Annotated in this window: 12 protein-coding genes; 9 read left to right on the plus strand and 3 right to left on the minus strand. The window is 42.9% G+C overall.

Annotation, left to right across the window (positions count from 1 at the left end):
• On the plus strand, nt 1-1,797 hold the full coding sequence (locus tag MKX35_RS05625) for a hypothetical protein (RefSeq protein WP_076297885.1): 1,797 nt from the start codon (nt 1-3) through the stop codon (nt 1,795-1,797).
• Nucleotides 1,798-1,867: 70 nt separating this feature from the next.
• On the opposite strand, the gene MKX35_RS05630 is transcribed toward MKX35_RS05625, so the two are convergent.
• Nucleotides 1,868-6,307, minus strand: a complete 4,440-nt coding sequence (locus tag MKX35_RS05630; RefSeq protein WP_076297884.1) for a DUF5057 domain-containing protein — start codon at nt 6,305-6,307, stop codon at nt 1,868-1,870.
• Between the two features lie 375 nt (nt 6,308-6,682).
• Between MKX35_RS05630 and MKX35_RS05635 the strand changes: the two genes are divergently transcribed.
• From MKX35_RS05635 to MKX35_RS05670, 8 genes are all read left to right on the plus strand, one after another.
• A complete protein-coding gene (locus MKX35_RS05635) occupies nt 6,683-8,347 on the plus strand; it encodes a GspE/PulE family protein (protein ID WP_076297883.1) in 1,665 nt (554 codons plus the stop codon).
• A gap of 43 nt (nt 8,348-8,390) precedes the next feature.
• Nucleotides 8,391-9,440, plus strand: a complete 1,050-nt coding sequence (locus MKX35_RS05640) for a type IV pilus twitching motility protein PilT (protein ID WP_076297882.1) — start codon at nt 8,391-8,393, stop codon at nt 9,438-9,440.
• Nucleotides 9,440-10,645 (plus strand): type II secretion system F family protein, encoded by a 1,206-nt coding sequence (locus MKX35_RS05645; RefSeq protein WP_076297881.1) that lies wholly within the window; start codon nt 9,440-9,442, stop codon nt 10,643-10,645. The genes MKX35_RS05640 and MKX35_RS05645 overlap by 1 nt, the downstream gene beginning before the upstream one ends.
• A 169-nt stretch (nt 10,646-10,814) precedes the next feature.
• Nucleotides 10,815-11,276 (plus strand): type II secretion system protein, encoded by a 462-nt coding sequence (locus MKX35_RS05650; protein ID WP_076297880.1) that lies wholly within the window; start codon nt 10,815-10,817, stop codon nt 11,274-11,276.
• A gap of 103 nt (nt 11,277-11,379) precedes the next feature.
• Complete coding sequence (locus MKX35_RS05655) at nt 11,380-12,129, plus strand: prepilin peptidase (protein ID WP_076297879.1); 750 nt, start codon at nt 11,380-11,382, stop codon at nt 12,127-12,129.
• Between the two features lie 14 nt (nt 12,130-12,143).
• Nucleotides 12,144-13,769 (plus strand): pilus assembly protein PilM, encoded by a 1,626-nt coding sequence (gene pilM / locus MKX35_RS05660; RefSeq protein WP_076297878.1) that lies wholly within the window; start codon nt 12,144-12,146, stop codon nt 13,767-13,769.
• A complete protein-coding gene (gene pilO / locus MKX35_RS05665) occupies nt 13,753-14,358 on the plus strand; it encodes a type 4a pilus biogenesis protein PilO (RefSeq protein ID WP_076297877.1) in 606 nt (201 codons plus the stop codon). Before pilM ends, pilO begins: the two co-directional genes overlap by 17 nt.
• A 195-nt stretch (nt 14,359-14,553) precedes the next feature.
• Nucleotides 14,554-15,156 carry a DL-endopeptidase inhibitor IseA family protein gene (locus MKX35_RS05670; protein WP_076297876.1) on the plus strand — a complete coding sequence of 201 codons (603 nt, stop codon included), beginning with the start codon at nt 14,554-14,556 and terminating at the stop codon, nt 15,154-15,156.
• A gap of 45 nt (nt 15,157-15,201) precedes the next feature.
• On the opposite strand, the gene MKX35_RS05675 is transcribed toward MKX35_RS05670, so the two are convergent.
• Nucleotides 15,202-15,603 (minus strand): CBS domain-containing protein, encoded by a 402-nt coding sequence (locus tag MKX35_RS05675; protein WP_076297875.1) that lies wholly within the window; start codon nt 15,601-15,603, stop codon nt 15,202-15,204.
• Nucleotides 15,604-15,755: 152 nt separating this feature from the next.
• Nucleotides 15,756-17,183: a VanW family protein gene (locus MKX35_RS05680; RefSeq protein WP_076297874.1), complete on the minus strand. Its 1,428-nt coding sequence runs from the start codon at nt 17,181-17,183 to the stop codon at nt 15,756-15,758.
• Nucleotides 17,184-17,254 lie beyond the last annotated feature (71 nt).

Consider the following 17,254-nt stretch of genomic DNA (forward strand, 5'->3'; position numbering starts at 1 on the left):
ATGACGGGACAACCTACTAGGTATGCCTATGTCAAGAAAGCTCATATCAAGTTAAAACGTTTAAAGGAAGAGAGAGGTTCGGCACTTGTATTGGTAATGTTCATTCTACTACTTCTTACTATTCTAGGATTGAGTGTGCTGAGCGCGACAATAGGTGGCGCACAGCGTACAGAGACGCGTAAAAATGATGTGCAAAGTCTACACTTAGCTGAAAAAACGCTTGATGAGGCTGTGGCGTATATTACATCGAGCTTAAATAAAAAAATAGAAAGTAATATAGATATGAGCCAAGAAGACTTGGATCAGGCTATAAAGAATTTTTTGGCCACACTTCCAACCACACTTCCAGATACACTTTCGGCAGGCCTTAAGACAAGTACTGGTTTGGCAAATGCAAGTGGGAAAATAAATGAAATTACATATCCGATAGAGGGAACGATTGGAAATGGACAGTTGGTCAGATACATAGTGACTATCAAGTCGGAGGCTGAAGTTAACGGTGTCAAGCGTAACCTTAAGCAGAGGGTGTTTATAGACACTTTTCCAGATTTTCTTAAATACACTATAGGGTCAGAAAAGAATCTTACAATTAATGGAGCTCCATTAATTATTGGGAATATTTACGCAGGAGATACACTAATTATCAGCGACAAGGCTGAGTATATCTATAGAAAGAATGGTGGTTCGATAGTATCACGTCCCTTTGAGCTGGATGGGGAGGCGCATGTCCAATCCCTTGATAAACTAATTTATAGGGAAGCTGGAAAAAGTGAAATAAAGGCTTCTGAAATTACAGAAGAAACTTCTATGAATGGTAAGATTCCTCAAGATAAGGTGGGAATTAGAAACCGTCGAACGTTTGTAGAAGTTAATGTTGAGGGTTCATTTGTGGATAAAGTGGCGGAAGCAATAGGGGCGGGGGCTGACAGAACTACGATTAGGAATAAGCTTGCTGAAGGAGAACTAGCATCTTATTTATCAGGTATGAATCTTTATAATTTTGATGCTATTGACCAGGTTGACTTGATCAAACCAGTTCTTATGGATGATTCGCCTGAGGCTCAGGAGGACTTTGTTGAGAAGATGGTGGAATACAATGAAACAGTAAACATTATAAAGAATCCAACCAAATCAGTTATTTATAAAGGAGATTTGGATCTGGACGGCAGTGGAGACTTTCCGGGTATTTTATATTCAGAAGATGACAAAAACACAACACCATCTCGTAAGTGGTTCATTGTAGACGGAAATCTAATCATTGATAATTATGGTAATAACCAACCAGTGCAGATACGTGCTAATATTTTGGTAACTGGAAAGGTAGAAATTAGAGGTAACGTTCAAATTGATTCCACCATGTTTGTACTTAAAGAACCCTCGACTATTAATGGGATCCTCGAACATACTACATTGGTGGAAGATGCAACCCTTCAAGGCTTGGGTGATAAGGAACTTGTATTGATCTCCCGTGGGCCAATACTAATTAATCGCTTGGCCGCCTTCAGTAACACTCCTACTCAGTTAGATGCCTTTTTCTATACAGATTCTGAAGCCGATTTATATGGTGTAGGATCTATGTTCTCGCTTAGCGGAGGATTCTTTGCAAAGGGCAATCTTACTATAAATGCTGTGCGGGGAACAGCTGTAGGGAAAGACAATGAAATTGTAATAGACAACAACAGCAAGTTAATCCGGTTCAAGGCAGCTTATAACGATAAGATCTTTGAAGATCAGAAGGCTGGGCTTCCCCGTGTGAAGTCAGTGAATATTAGCGTAGAAGACATGCAGTTGGAGTAGGCTATGATATAAATGTGGAATATAAAACCCCCGAGACGCAGTATCTTTGCGACTCGGGGGGGTTGTCTTTTTAGTACCGATCTTCATTCTCTACAGTTACCTCTACAGAGGCTTGGATTTTAGGGTCTTCAATATACGAAACAGTAATAGTGGCTTTCCCCTTCTTTAGACCGGTTATTTTACCATCTGCTGAAACCGTCAGGATGGCTGTGTTGCTGCTTGTCCAGAGGAGTTTATCTTTAAAGTCATTTTTGATTAAGCTTTCTGGCCAAAGTACAAGACCGTTATTAAATAAATCTCTGGAATTATCCGGCCCAACTCCTATTTTGAATGGCGAGGGTAATGATAGGTTAGTTAATTTAACACCAATTGCTATTTCTTTAAAGGCTTCAATAACAGGGGAGGATCCTTTTACAATCACTTTGACCTTGACTGATTTGGTAAACTTGTTGCCCTTTAACTTTATAGTTTTGTTATCAGGGGTAGGTACGTATGTTGCATAATTACTTCCATCACCTTCCAGGCTCCATACGTATTCAACCGGATCGGAATTCTCTACAGGTTGAACGACAGACACATTTAACGGTATTTCATTTCCGATGTTTACAAAAGAATCCCCATTAATTTGTATCTCACGAACAGGATTTGTAATTGTAACGGTATGTTCTTTTGAATAGATAGCACCGTTAGGCTTCCGATCAGTTTTGACTGTGGCCACAATTGTCACTGATCCAGATCGATTAGCCAGCAAGGTTGCTTTACTTCCAATAGATGGATCGGTATTTTTAGTTATTGTAGCATTGGCTGAATTCGCCCCTGGTTTGATGGACCATTCGTAGCCAATTATGGTTTCATCAAAGGGCTCATAACTAGCTTCGAAGGGAACTTTCTCACCGACTATAGCGTCCTTAGCTCCTGTAATCGTTAAATCAGCTGAAACGACTTTTACTTTTGCAGTAGTAAAGACGTGGCTACCATCGCTTCTTACATCTCTAGCTGTAACCACTAATGTTGCTTCTCCGGCTTTTAGACCTCTTATTACTCCGGTGTCACTAATAGAGACTATATCCGGCTGTTTAGACAACCAACTGACTTCTTTGTTGTTGGCATCTTCAGGTGTTATGACCGGTAGCAGTTTCAGTTCACTATCTACCCGAATCACTGTATCTTGAAGTTTAATGTTCGCTACTTTAACGATAGCTTCAAAGGAAATCGGAGAGAAACTTATTGTTACCCGTTCTCGGGTGACTGGTGTAGGGTTCGGTAAATCTCCGGTGAATGGAGACAGATCGATACTGTGCCCACCATTATAACCTGAGATTGATTTTCCGATAAATGAGCCAACAATATCACCAGTGAAAGATATATTTGCTAATGGAGCCAGAACAGTACCATATAATTTGTATCCGCGTAGGCTAAATGATGTTGCTTCATAAAAATTGTATAACACGTTTTTACTGCTTACACCTGTAAGGGTGTTGGTGCCATTGCTGATGGTTACATTTTCCCCGGAAATATTGACAACAGTAGTGGAAGTGCTTGGAGTATCAATGCTCAGGCTATTAATACTTCCATTGGTTGGATTTAAATGAAATACGTTAAGTTTAGGATCGGTTCCCTTTAGAGTAATGGTCTGATACAGATCGGTTGATTTGGACGTCTCCGGTATTGCTGCATAATACAATGAACGATTTTTAAGTTTTTTCCCAACCTCAGTAAAATCAATATAGTTGTCTTTATGCTGAGTTTGATTAATAAGGTAGGCTGGAGCCGTTATATTGCCACCGTAATAGGCCATCCCTTTCATTGAACCACCATTTAAGGTCAAGTTTCTACCTGCCACAACAGTTGCAGTAGTATCGGCATTTGTTAATGAACCTCCTAAACTAAATGATGCAATATTTATATTCCCACCTGCTGCTATACGCCAATTATTTGTGAATCCATTGTTTGGGAAATCAATGTTCTCTAGCATAAAGATTGAATAATCATTAGCTATACCCAGTGATGAGACTGGAGCATTAGAGCCAGGGAATGAAGATGTTGCTGCATGGATTTCATCATAATAAATCTTAGAATTATCCAATAGGTATGCCTTCTTTTCTTGTGGAATTGCAGTAAGACTAAAAGTGTTAGCAGAATTGTTTATCGGTGTATAAGATTTGACGTTGTTACTTTCTGTTAACTTATAGTTAATGTTCCCTAAATTTTTAGATAGAGTATATCCCTCGATTAAAGTACCGCTTTTACTCATGCCTTCTGGAAGAGGATCACTAAATTCCAGATTAGGCGGAAATTTCTCTTCAAATTGAACGTTTGAGATCACTAGATCTTCAATCCCTTGCTCACCTGGATCAACAGCAAGATAAGGAACAGCGTTTGGCGTTACTGTGTACGTAAAAGTGATCGGATTCCCTTTTTCAACAGTAGAGTTAGACTGTGTACGTTGAATCGTAAGGTTTGATTCGATTTTTTGAACGGTTACATTTATAGTTTTAGTAGAGATTGCACCTTGTCTGTCCCTGGCAGTAATCTCAATTTGAAGATTTCCCCCTGCAGGAAGAGGATTGTTAAAATTTTGCGTAACGGTCTCTCCAGATAAAATTGCTTTCTCGTTCATTGTATAGCCGGTAATTACATTATCGTTTTGTTTAAACTTAATACTGGTAAATAGGTTCTTGTCTTTCAAATCCCAGTCATCGACTGTATAGCTGACGACCAGTTGGTTCTGGTAAGAAGGTTTAATGCTTTTGTCCATAGGTGTATGCACAGTAATTTCTGGAGCATGATTGGCACCTGTAAATGCACGGTACATCGTGTTTACGAACAACTTTTGTTCCCATTTTGGGAAAGAGGTTGCTTGAGTTCTATTATAAGATGTTCCGATGATGTGTCCGGTTCCTGAGTAAGTTACACTCCCTTTAGAGTACGTATAGTAGTGGTTCCAGCTGTCGTTAATATCCCGATTACTTCCAGTAATGTTGTACCAAGGAATGATAGTGGAATCTTCTAAGTCAAGGGTAAAGTATTGATTATGTGTGTTGGCTACCTTATTCTTATCATCTTGCTCGCTTAAATTAAAAGGATATTGAGTTAGCAATCCATCGTTCACAGGAGTAACAGAGGTTGATGTACTCGGAGCATTTAAGCCCAAATTGGTTTGAGGGCTGGTTTGACCTGTGATTCCTTGGAACTTATTAATCCATTGGCTACTCTTGTTGTTGCTGGCAATATAAATAGTATCGTGAGTGAACATAACACTTTGCTTGGTATCATTGATGAAATTTAATACAGCATTCGAGGAGAGCTCATCAATTAGAGCTTTTTCATTGTATACATCCCGGAATCCAAACAGGAGCATGTCATATGTGCCATTCAAGCCGTATTTTGGAGTAGAGTTTTCCTTACTTTTAATGTATTCATTGAACTGAGTCATTGATTTTGTTTCGATAACTAGTTCGTAGTCCTTAGATACGTTTTGTAGATAGCTAGGATCCATAACTAATTCATTATTAATGAGTTGGCTGTCATTATTTCCATCAGGTAATATCTGCAATACATTAACCATCGTCTTCTTACCCTTAAATTGAATAGTGCCGGTAGTGAAATCACTTAGAACTTTTTGATTCAAAGAATCTACTGCCTCTAGCTTCCAATATAATAGACCTGAATAAGTCTTAGGAAGCTTATATTTGATTTCACCGATTGCCGAAGTGCTCAAGGACGTAGTAGCAACGACTTGATCTTCAGTCATTTTTATGGACTTATCTAAGCCCAGATAGAGCTTAACAAGTATAGGATTCGTTCCTAAATTAACATTTGAAACATTGAACTTGAATGTGAGCTCGTCGCCGGGCCTATAGATCTTGGGCACACTCGCACCGTATTCGATAATTTGACTCTTGTTAGTAATCTCTAGTTGAGGTCTTTGCTTCATTTTGGACAAATAAGTAGAATTACTTTTTTTCAATTCAGAGATAAAGGTATTTAACTCAGAATCATTAAAGAATAGAACATTAGATTTTGGAGTTAATGCCTGGTATGTATTAAAGGTCTTATATAAAATTCCGTTTTGTGTTGGAGTTGAGAAGGGCTGCTTGTGGAAAATTACGTATAACCCTTTATTAATAAAATAATCGGTGATTTCTTTAGCTTTTAGATTAGTAATGTCGTTCATAACTAATTTGGTATTATGGTCTTTTCCAGAAACACCACTCGTACTGTAAGTCCCCTTCCCAATATAAATCGCATCATATCTTCCATCCAAATCATCCCGCAGCGCCACAAAGCGCTTCATACTCATGGTATCCACTGTGAAGTTAGATAATCCTGCTTTTAGAGATGTTAACTCGCTGCTTCCACTATCCGTAATTTCAAGCATCCGTATTTGGTAATCATTTGAACTAGCTTCTACATTCGTGAAGTGATTTTTGAGTGGCGGAACAAGCAGAAGGAGAAGCAAGATCGTTACTGTAAAAAGATAGATCCTTTTGTTACTGGCAAATTTCATGTTCATCTCTCCCTGATTGTTAACTATTGGTAGATATGGTCGAATTGTATGTTGTATATGCTAGTTTCCGACAGCTTTTTCAACTGAATTCGTTGTAAAATTATCCAATCTATGTTATATACATTCTAGGACATTCAGCATTGATAGACAACATAAATCTATTGAAATATACCTATAAACTTATTACTAAAGTCCCAAGTGTATTGAAAAATACGCTAGTTTGACAAATTTATAAGATCCTTAATTATGGAAAAAATAATCTTCTTATTTTGCAGAAATGGAACTGGTAATTTATCCTCCGTTTATTCCAAGTATTATCCATTATCTAGTAGGCATAAAGGTATAACCAATAACGGCATATGGAGCTGAACGGACATGGCCATCGCAAAAAAGAGACTTGGGGATTTGCTGGTAGAAAATAATATTATTTCGCAGGAACAGCTGCTTGAAGCACTTGCGGAACAGCGTAAAAGCAAGCGTAAGCTTGGCGATCTGCTAATCTCTCAAGGCTATATCACGGAGCAGCAGCTGATTGAAGTGCTTGAATTCCAGCTCGGCATTCCGCATGTCAGTTTATTTAAATACCAGATTGATCCTGCGATTACGCAGATTATTCCTGAAAGTATGGCTAAGCGTTATCAGGTGCTTCCCTTCTTGAAAGAAGGAGGTAAGCTGATGGTTGCGATGGCCGATCCACTGGATTATTTTGCGATAGAAGATTTGCGAATGAGTACTGGCTTCCGGATCGAACCTGCTATTTCTACTAGGGATGAGCTACAGCGAGCGATTGCGCGTCATTATGGGATGCGTGATTCTATGAATCAGATGCTAGTAGAGCTCCCTACACAAGAAGAAATAGAAGAGACAGAGATTACAGATGAGGAATCTCCTATCGTACGTTTGGTCAATCAGATGATTCAGCAGGCTGTTGCTCTGCGGGCGTCTGATATACATATGGATCCAGGTGAGAATAATCTAACGATCCGCTATCGGATTGACGGAACCTTACGGACGGAGCGGATTATCCCTAAGCAGATGCAGGGCTTTATCACCGCTCGTCTGAAAATAATGGCCCGACTGAATATCGCAGAACGGCGTTTGCCACAAGACGGGCGAATCAAAATGCAGTTTGATTACAAAATGGTAGATATTCGTGTATCCTCATTGCCTACGATGCACGGAGAGAAGATTGTGCTGCGGTTGCTAGATTTGAGCACTGGGGTTAAATCTGTAGATGCTTTGGGATTCAGTGAAGGAAATGCGGAAGCTTTTAAAGAAATGATCGCTCGTCCTTATGGAATCTTGCTAATTACAGGACCTACAGGTAGTGGGAAAACAACAACTTTATATTCAGCACTGAATCAACTCAATGTAGAAAGTGCAAATATTATCACGGTTGAGGATCCAGTGGAATATCAGCTTGAGGGCGTAAACCAGGTGCACGTAAACTCGGCTATTGGGTTAACCTTTGCGGCGGGACTACGTTCGATTCTCCGACAAGATCCGAATATTGTAATGGTCGGTGAAATACGGGATGCGGAAACTGCAGAAATTGCAGTTCGTGCCTCATTAACAGGTCATCTAGTGTTGTCTACTTTACATACAAACGATGCAATTAGCTCCGTCTCTCGCTTGCGAGATATGGGGGTGGAGCCTTACTTGATTGCCTCTTCACTAATAGGTGTGGTAGCGCAGCGGCTCGTTCGTAAAATCTGCACCGACTGCAAAGAAACCTACAAACCGTCTGAGCAGGAAGCGATTATGTTACGTAGCTTAGGGCTGCCAGCAGATGAGTTACATCGCGGTCGAGGTTGCGGTAGCTGTAGCAGTTCCGGCTATCGTGGCCGAATAGCGATTCATGAGGTACTCAGTATTGATGATCATTTGCGGCAGCTTATTACGAACACTGCTTCGGTAGAAGAACTGCGTGTCGCAGGAAAAGCGCGTGGACTTGTTCAACTGATGGATGACGGACTACTCAAAGTTAGTCAGGGAATCACGACGTTACAAGAGGTCATGCGTGAGACGGTCTCACATTAGGATCTATAAGGTGAATCGCATTTTAATCTAGGGGGAGCAGCGGATGCCAACGTATACGCGGGATATAAGACAGCTTTTGCAGACAGCTTACTCCTCCAAAGCTTCCGACTTACATATCTCTGTAGGCTCGCCTCCAGTTATACGTATGGATGGAACGCTTTACCCACTTGAGGGTGCACCAGTAGCAGCCGATGAAGCTGCTGAAATGGCAGAAGCGCTGCTTGGCAGTGAACGAAACGAAGTATTTCGGAGCGCAGGTGAGGTCGATTTTTCTTATCCGCTGGATGGCGGCGTAAGATTTCGGTTGAATGTCTATCGTCAGCGGGGTGAGATTAGTATTGCTGCCCGAGCCATTCCTGCAGAGATTCCGAGTCTAGAACAACTGTCGATGCCTCCGATTTTGTCCACTTTGTCGCTTAAACCACAAGGTTTGATATTAGTTACAGGGCCTACGGGCAGCGGTAAATCCTCTACGTTAGCAGCTATGCTGAATTACATTAACAAGACCGAAAGCAAGCATATTGTGACACTTGAAGATCCTATAGAATTTCTGCATAGTCATGGAACCTGTCTAGTGGATCAACGTGAAGTGGGTAATGACACAGCTAGCTTTGCGAGCGGACTACGTGCCGCATTACGTCAGGATCCGGATGTTATTCTCGTTGGAGAGATGCGGGATTTGGAGACCATTACAGCAGCAGTTACTGCCGCGGAAACAGGTCATCTAGTGATGGCAACCTTACATACAACAGACGCACCACAGACGATTGATCGAATTATTGACGCTTTTCCGGGTCATCAGCAGGGACAGATTCGTTCACAGCTAGCCTCAGTATTACTGGCAGTTGTTAGTCAGCGGTTGTTTCCAAGGGCAGGAGGACGCGGGCGGATATGTGCAACAGAAATCTTAGTGAATACACCTGCCGTAGCAAACCTCATTCGTACCGAAAAGACACATCAGATTAAAAATGTGATGCAAACCGGACGCTCGCAAGGTATGCATACATTGGATATGAGTATCCGTGAGTATTTATCACAGGAGCTCATTCACCCGGCTGCAGCAAAGGCATTTATGGCGGAGGTGAATAGCTGATGCCTCTTTTTGAATATCAAGTGAAGACAACCGCAGGCAAATCCATTAAAGGAAAGCTGACCGCAACAGATAAGCCTACGGCAATGGAGGAGCTACGCAAGCGGGGCCTTACGGTATTCTCGCTGATCGAACGCAAAACAACGATTCTATCGATGGATATTTATATTGGTAATCCAGTCAAACCACTTCATTTCATTATTTATTGTAGGCAGTTTGCCACGCTTATGCGTGCTGGAGTTTCGATTGTGGATGCAACACGTATTTTGGCAGAGCAAACAGAAAGTAAACCACTACGTAAAGCACTAGTAGATGTGAACTCTAGCCTGATGCGCGGGATATCGTTCTCACAAGCCGTTCAGGATCATAAAAAAATCTTCCCGCAGCTATTCGTCAGCATGATCCGTGCCGGTGAAGAATCCGGAGATATTGAAGGGACGCTCGACAGATTAGCGATGTTTTTTGAGAAGCAGCACTCGACGACAGAGAAGATTAAATCTGCGCTTACTTATCCGATCACGGTTGGGGTGATGGCGATTGGAGCGGTTATATACCTCCTCTGGGCGATAGTTCCACAGTTTGTAACGATGTTCGAATCGATGAATGCAGAGCTTCCGGGGATTACAAAGATGGTATTGGCCCTTAGCAAAAGCATTCAAGGTCAATGGTATTTCTGGATACTCGGAGTTCTCCTCCTAGTGATAGCTTTTCAGATTACAAAACGCACGGAAAAGGGAGCCTACGCACTCGATTATGCCAAGCTGAAGATTCCGGTGTTTGGCAAGCTGAATCAAAAAGGCTCGATTGCTCAGTTTACGCGAACTTTTTCATCTCTTTATGCCAGCTCAGTTCCGATCCTGCAATCCTTGGTGATTGTAGAAGAGGTAGCAGGAAATAAGGTCATTGGGGGATTTATCCGAAGTGCAGGTGATTCGCTGAGACAAGGAAATCCACTATCTGAACCGTTGAAAAAAGCATGGGTCTTCCCGCCGCTAGTAACACAGATGATTGCGATTGGTGAAGAGACGGGGGCGCTTGACACCATGTTATCTAAGGTAGCTGATTTCTATGAGATGGACGTAGAAAATACCGTTGATCGTCTGAAGTCACTGCTTGAACCATTGCTGATTGCTTTTCTAGCAGGTGTTGTAGGTGTGATTGTGGCCGCTATTATGCTGCCGATGTTCAGTCTGTATGGCAATATGTGAACCTTGCGGTTCCTTGTAAATATTGAGAGGGGTGACGCCCGAGGGAGCGGGGCAGGGCCACAGATCTTTTGCTGGCGCTGGACAAGGAAGGATCACTAGTGTAGTTGGATTCACTGAAACAAAAAAATATAGGCCTTATTATCACACACCACTTAGAGGGGGAAATAAAATGTTAGCACAAGCCATTAAGAGAAGATTGAGCAAAGAGGAAAATCAAAAGGGGTTTACGCTGATCGAGTTGCTTGCGGTTATCGTTATTTTGGGTATTATTGCGGTTATTGCGATACCTTTGATTGGGAACATAATTTCCAATGCAAAAGAGGATTCTGATGTGGCAACCGCTCGTCAAATTTATGATGCTTCAAGATTATTCATTGTGGGCGAAAAGGATGGGAAGTTTAGTGATGACACTACTGCGGTGACAGTAACTCTTGAAGAAATGCAGAAAGACGGTTTTCTAGATAAGGAGATAAGTCTTCCAAGTTCAAAAGTAAAGATCACTGAGGCAACAGTTTATTACACCAAGGAAGGACAACTAGATAAAATTATAATCAAACCAATAGCAGCTGGTGCAGATAAAACGACAGGTGTTTTTACAGCTACACAAGTCTTGAGTTCAAAAGCAAAGTAATTTGACAACTTTATGCTGTTATTATATCTCACTATTTGTTTCTCCAAGGAATCGGACTTCCCGATTCCTTTTTTAAAATCCAGAAAGCCAACAGAGGACATCCATGACGATATTCATCGCAAGTTACATCACATTACTGGGCCTGACTCTAGGCTCCTTCTATAACGTAGTGGCACTGCGGGTGCCAGCTAAGGAATCGTTGCTTAATCCACCGTCACATTGCCCGAACTGCAATACGCGGCTAAAGGCGCGGGATTTGTTTCCGGTGATAAGCTATCTGCTGTCAGGAGGCAAGTGTCGTTATTGCGGCACAAGGGTGTCGCCTTTATACCCGTTAGGAGAAGCGGCAACTGGTTTGCTTTTTCTATGGGTGTACTTGCAGTTTGGGCTGACGGCGAAGGGGATTCTTGGATTCATTCTGGTGAGTCTGGCGGTTATTGTGACGGTTGCGGATTTGAAGCACATGCTGATTCCGAACAAGGTGTTGCTGTTCTTTTTGCCGATACTGCTCATTCTTGTATTGCTCTATCCAGAGGGGCCATTATGGCATCACTTGCTGGGAGCTGTGCTTGGGGGAGGGGCTCTTATCCCCTTTGTTCTGTTAGGAGGGATGGGTGCCGGGGATGTGAAGCTATTTGCGCTGCTAGGCTTGGTGATTGGATTTCCGAATGTGATTTTGGCTTTTTTGATGGCTTGTCTGCTTGGAAGTGTGGTCGGAGGACTGCTAATGCTGCTCGGAATCATCAAACGCAAACAACCGGTTCCTTTTGGTCCATGGTTAGCAATAGGGGCTTTAATTAGTTACGGATATGGTTCAGACATCATTGGCGCATATCTCTCGCTCATCGGATAGGAGGACATCGACATATGCTTGGATTAGGCCCTAAAGTGGCCGGGCTTTCAATTGAAGCTACCGGAATCCGTTATATTAGTTTTAAGAATAAACAGTCATGGGAAGTCCGCAAAAAACGATATCTCCCGCTCCTTCCAGGTATGATCATTGAGAATCAGGTGGCGGATAGCGAGGCGCTTTATGATCGGGTTAGGCAGTGGGTGAGGAAGGAAGGGTTAAGGGGCAGCAAGGTTTCCTTGTCGATTCCACCTTCGCAGATCATTATCCGCAAAATGAGTATCCCAAGTACCAACGATAAGCAGGTTGAACAGCTCGTAAAGCTCGAAGTGGAGACGGGGCTGCATTTGCCATTTGAAAATCCTGTTTACGACTATGTGACGCTCGCAGTGGATGAGGAACATAGCCATTTGCTCGTATTTGCCGCTCCGCGGAAATCGATACAGGATTATGTAGAGATTTTGGAGCGTGCGGGTTTACGAATAAGCAGTGTTGAAATTTCGGCAACCGCCTTGGCGCGAAGTATAGCAACTGCACATGGGGAAAGCTTTGCGGAAACGATGTTGATTAATCTAGAGCCATCCGTCATGGACGTTTATATGTTCAGAAACGGGAATCCGGTGTTCATTCGTACGATTAACTTGCTTGATCTGCATAAAGGTCGAAATGTTGCGGCATTGGAATTTATGGCAGACAGTGAAGTTTTGGCAGAAACAGCAGTTGCTGTGGAAGAGCAATTATCACCGGAACAAATGGTGGAGATCACTGCGGAAATCTCGCGGATGCTCAGCTTCTACCAATATAGCTTGCACGATGGCTCAACTCGTATCAAAAACTTAGTTGTAACAGGTGTCCCATCCATTCGCAAACAGCTAGACCTAGAGCTTCAGCAGTCGCTGGCAGAACTCGAGATTACACCGAAAAGCCTAGATCAGATGGGTAAAGATGCTGTGTCTGATCTCGAGCTAAATGATTACCGAGTAGCGGCCGGGACAGCTCTAAAAAGCATGATCAGCGTGGACACAATTGACCTACTGCCAAGAGAAGATCGGGAGACGTTATTATTCCCCTATGTGACCATGGGTCTTGTGGCGATCTGGCTGGTGGGAACGATTGGGACGGGGATTTATTTTTCGGCTAATAAGGGTCAAATCTCTAATGGTAAAGAGGAGCTGCAAGGCTTGCAGGATCGCAGTTTAATGCTGCAGGTAGAGCTTGGGAAGCTTAAGAATAGCGGACCTGGACAGTTAGATCGGAAGACGGCAATCGCAGAGATTCAGAACAATAAGGTGATTGCTGTTCCCATACTAGATGAATTAGTCGAAGGGTTGCCACCGGATTCTTTTCTCCGTGACATTAACTACACCTACCGGACATCGATTGACTTGACTGTAAATGTACCTACTATGGTAGATGCCTCTAACTATTTAAGACAACTGCGTCAGATGTCCTTTATAGTGGATGCTTCTATTTCGAAGCTGACCGAAGGGACTGTGGATCAGAGTGCGGGGCCAACGAATGTAGCCACTTCCTTAAATATGTATACAGCCATTTATAAAGTAAACTTATTAGCAAATAATCAACAGACAAATGGAACGGATGCAAGCCAAGAGGAGGTGAACAGCGATGGAACAGTTCAATAAGTATCGCTCTCCAATTGTACTGGGTGTATTGATTCTGTTCTTGATGCTGTTTGCCTTTTATATGCTGGGTGTTCAACCGACAAATAAGGAAATATCCGCACAGAACGCAGAGATCAGCCAGCTGGAGAAAGAAGCAGATATTCTTCAAACTAAAATTAATGAACTAAAAAGCAGCGCTACTTCTTTAGATTCCGAACAACAGGAACTTCTGGCAGCACTCCCGAAAGGCGATGACAGCGAAGGATTGATTGATGATTTACGAGAGGTTGGGATGTCCTCACAGGCACGCTTAAAGGATGTCAGCTTTATTTTGGATGAGGCTAATCCGATTCAGCAAATGACTGGTTCGGCTGAAGTGCTGTTCCCGACGGTCAAACAAGTCAAAATGACTGCTGTAGTAGAGGGCACCTATACAAGCATACGGCAGTGGATGGATGAGCTACAGGCGCTGGCACGTATAGTGAATGTAGACTCGTTTAATTTCCAGCAATCCTATGAAAAGCGATCTAAGGATAGTCCTGAAAGTATCTTGACTGCTAACGTAGCTTTCACAGCTTATTATGAGGTTGTTACTCCATCTTCGAATTAGATTTCTAACCGTTGTAATAACACTATTTCACGACTCCACTTTTCCTGTAAATCAGGAGGGTGGATTTTTTTCTTTACTATAAAATATAAATGCGTATTCATTCCTCTGTTTATTGGGTATTTTAGCTTGCGGGGTGCATAAGCTGGAACAGTGGCTATCGCCTGTATTTTTCAGATCAAAAAGGAGGAATTCCGAATGAACAAAAAGTGGATGATTGGTTCGTTGGCCCTTTCCATAGGCCTGATCTCAGCAAGTGGAGGAGCTATGGCAGCTTCACCGTCAGCAGGAAGTACGGCAATCAAGAAGGTGGCTGTGTCTGCGCCTGGGAAAGAGGGCCCTGCTACCATCAATAATTTGACGGTGAAAAGTATCATACCGCTCGTAGTCCATGCAAGAGCTCTTTATTTCTATAGTAATCGAGGCGGAAACATCTTCCCGATAGAAACCTTCACGTATAAAGCGCAGGAGTACCGTTATCTTTCCAGTGACATTGGCACAAAGACGAAGCTGATGAATTACATAAAAAAAGCCTACACTCACAATGCAGCGGCATATTATGTGCAGACTCAATTTTTGGAGTATAACGGAAGAATGTCGCAGGTTAATGCAGATGTGGGCAATTTATTGATGTATGAAAAAGCCACCGCCCGCATGCTCTCTAAAACTGCGACAACCGCTGAATTTGAACTGACCGTTCCTTATCCAGGTGCGCAGGAAAGCAGTGAGTCGGTGTATGTGAAGCTGAAGAAAGTGGAGGGATATTGGAGAATTGACACGTCACCGGATATTCTTTTCTGAGGAAAGGGGAAGGTATTAGAGGAAAGATGATGGTAGGGCTTTGAACTAACTGCGCTTCAGGTCAGAGATATAAACAACACCTGCGAATTTGCCTTTACGGGTAATGATGACACAGTCATTCTTCATAGGATCTGGGCGGCTCATAGCAGTAGCTAATACGGATTCAAGTGGAGTGGAGATATCAAAAATGAGTGGCGTTTTGTTCATGAGCTTCATGGCAGGTTCTTTGTAGAACAGATCTACTCCTGATCTTCCTGTGGCTTTTAAAAAGAAACGGTCGCACATTAACAATCCAAGCGGTTCATTCGTGGCGTTACAGACGACGATGCATTTGGATTCTGGGTGCTGGAACATTACGCGAAGGGCTTCTCTGCAAGTACGTGAGGCGAAAATAGCAGGTGCACTGCGGACAATATTAGAGAGATCATTTACAAGAGCTGTTGACATGGTGTTCATCCTTTCTGATTATAGATCTATTTCTAATGTACCCCCGAATCGTAAATTTTAAAGGCGAGAAAGGTCATCTACAGGTAAAATAGATGAACAAGCAAAAACGGTCAGAACCTCACGAGGTCTGACCGTTTTTTTTTGTAGGTAATCTATTCACTTCGAACGCCATCCTCCACCAACTGCTTTCTAGGTGCTTCTGGAATAACAGATTTGCTTACGCCTCCACGATTGATGGCGATTAATCGTTTTTGTGCGTAATACACGTCACGGGATAATTTCTTTACCTCAGTGGATTTACCGTCAACAAACCGGGTGCTGTAAGTTTCAACAACATATCCGGTCTTCCCATTTTGTATAACGCGTGAGCCTCCACGGGGGAGGGAAGGGTCGTTTACGTACTTGTCGACTGGAGGCAGCACCTCTACGATTTGTGAATGGACCTTATATGTAACATTTTTCGGAAAAGTACCGAAGAGCTTGATCGTTAGTGATCGGCCTTGCACAGCCGCTTTAATGACTAGATATTTGCCAGTCGTATTGCGAAAACGGAAGTTGATATAACCTTCAGCGAAGGTGGCATCCTGGCCTTTGGGTAGATAGTTGACCGGCAAGGAGTGATTGCGTCGCTCCACAATCTCCAGTCCGGTGCGCAAAGCGGCATTGTACAGCGTACTGGAAACTTGGCAGATTCCGCCGCCGACGCCGGCTTGTAGCTTACCGTTCACAATGACTGGCGCTTCGCGGAAGCCGTAATCTATTTTTGCTTTTTCAATAGCTTTGCCATAGTCAAAAACGGCTCCAGGTGGGAGCACGGTTCCGTTCACAGCTTTGGCTGCTGATTCGACGTTGTAGATTCGTCCAGGTCCACTTGCTCCGAGAGAGGTGCTGAATTGCATGATTTTTCGCTCAATGCCTTGCTCCTTTAGAGCGTTTAGAGTGATGTCCGGTTGTAATATGGTTAATGGAACTTCCAAAGTAATTCCCTTCTCTTGCAGCGAGAGTAGTCGACTAAAACGAGTGGGGGCAGCGGCCCATAGTGAGGTCACCATTCCTGTCCAGTCTACCTCAAGGGAAGTCTTCTCGGACGTATACACTACACGATCATCCCCGGTAATTCGCCGTGTAGCATCTACTGGATCACCGAAGGATTCTCTCTCCCAAGCGGGACTTAAGATGGTCTGTAATTGAGCAATATCCAGATGGGCTTCAAGACTCCAATTCTGGGGGAAGTTGTAGCGGGCTTTTACACGATCCCATAGCCGCCCCTCCGTAAGATCTTGTAGACCTTGCTCAAAAGCAGCGGCTTCATAGGTCATTCCAGCTTGTTTAAGCTTGAGGGTAAGCTCAGAATTCCCTTCGACCTGCAACACAAGGGGGATAGATTCAAGGGCCTGTAGCTTTTTCTCCAGTTCGGAACGTACCTCTGAGATATTCAGCCCGCCCACCTCCCATCCGGCAAGGGTTGTACCTTTTGGAAGCGTGTTTTTATGGCCATATAGTTGAAGTCCCCCATAGATTAATGAACCGATAAGAATGAGTGCAATGACTATTATGAGGGTAAGATGGATTTTTTTCATGAATAATCTCCTTCCTGGATGGCTTCTGCAAGCGGCACAGTAGGTGCTTTTTATATGTATATGTACAGACA

The sequence above is a fragment of the Paenibacillus sp. FSL R5-0923 genome (assembly GCF_038009145.1).
Lineage (GTDB): Bacteria > Bacillota > Bacilli > Paenibacillales > Paenibacillaceae > Paenibacillus_AQ.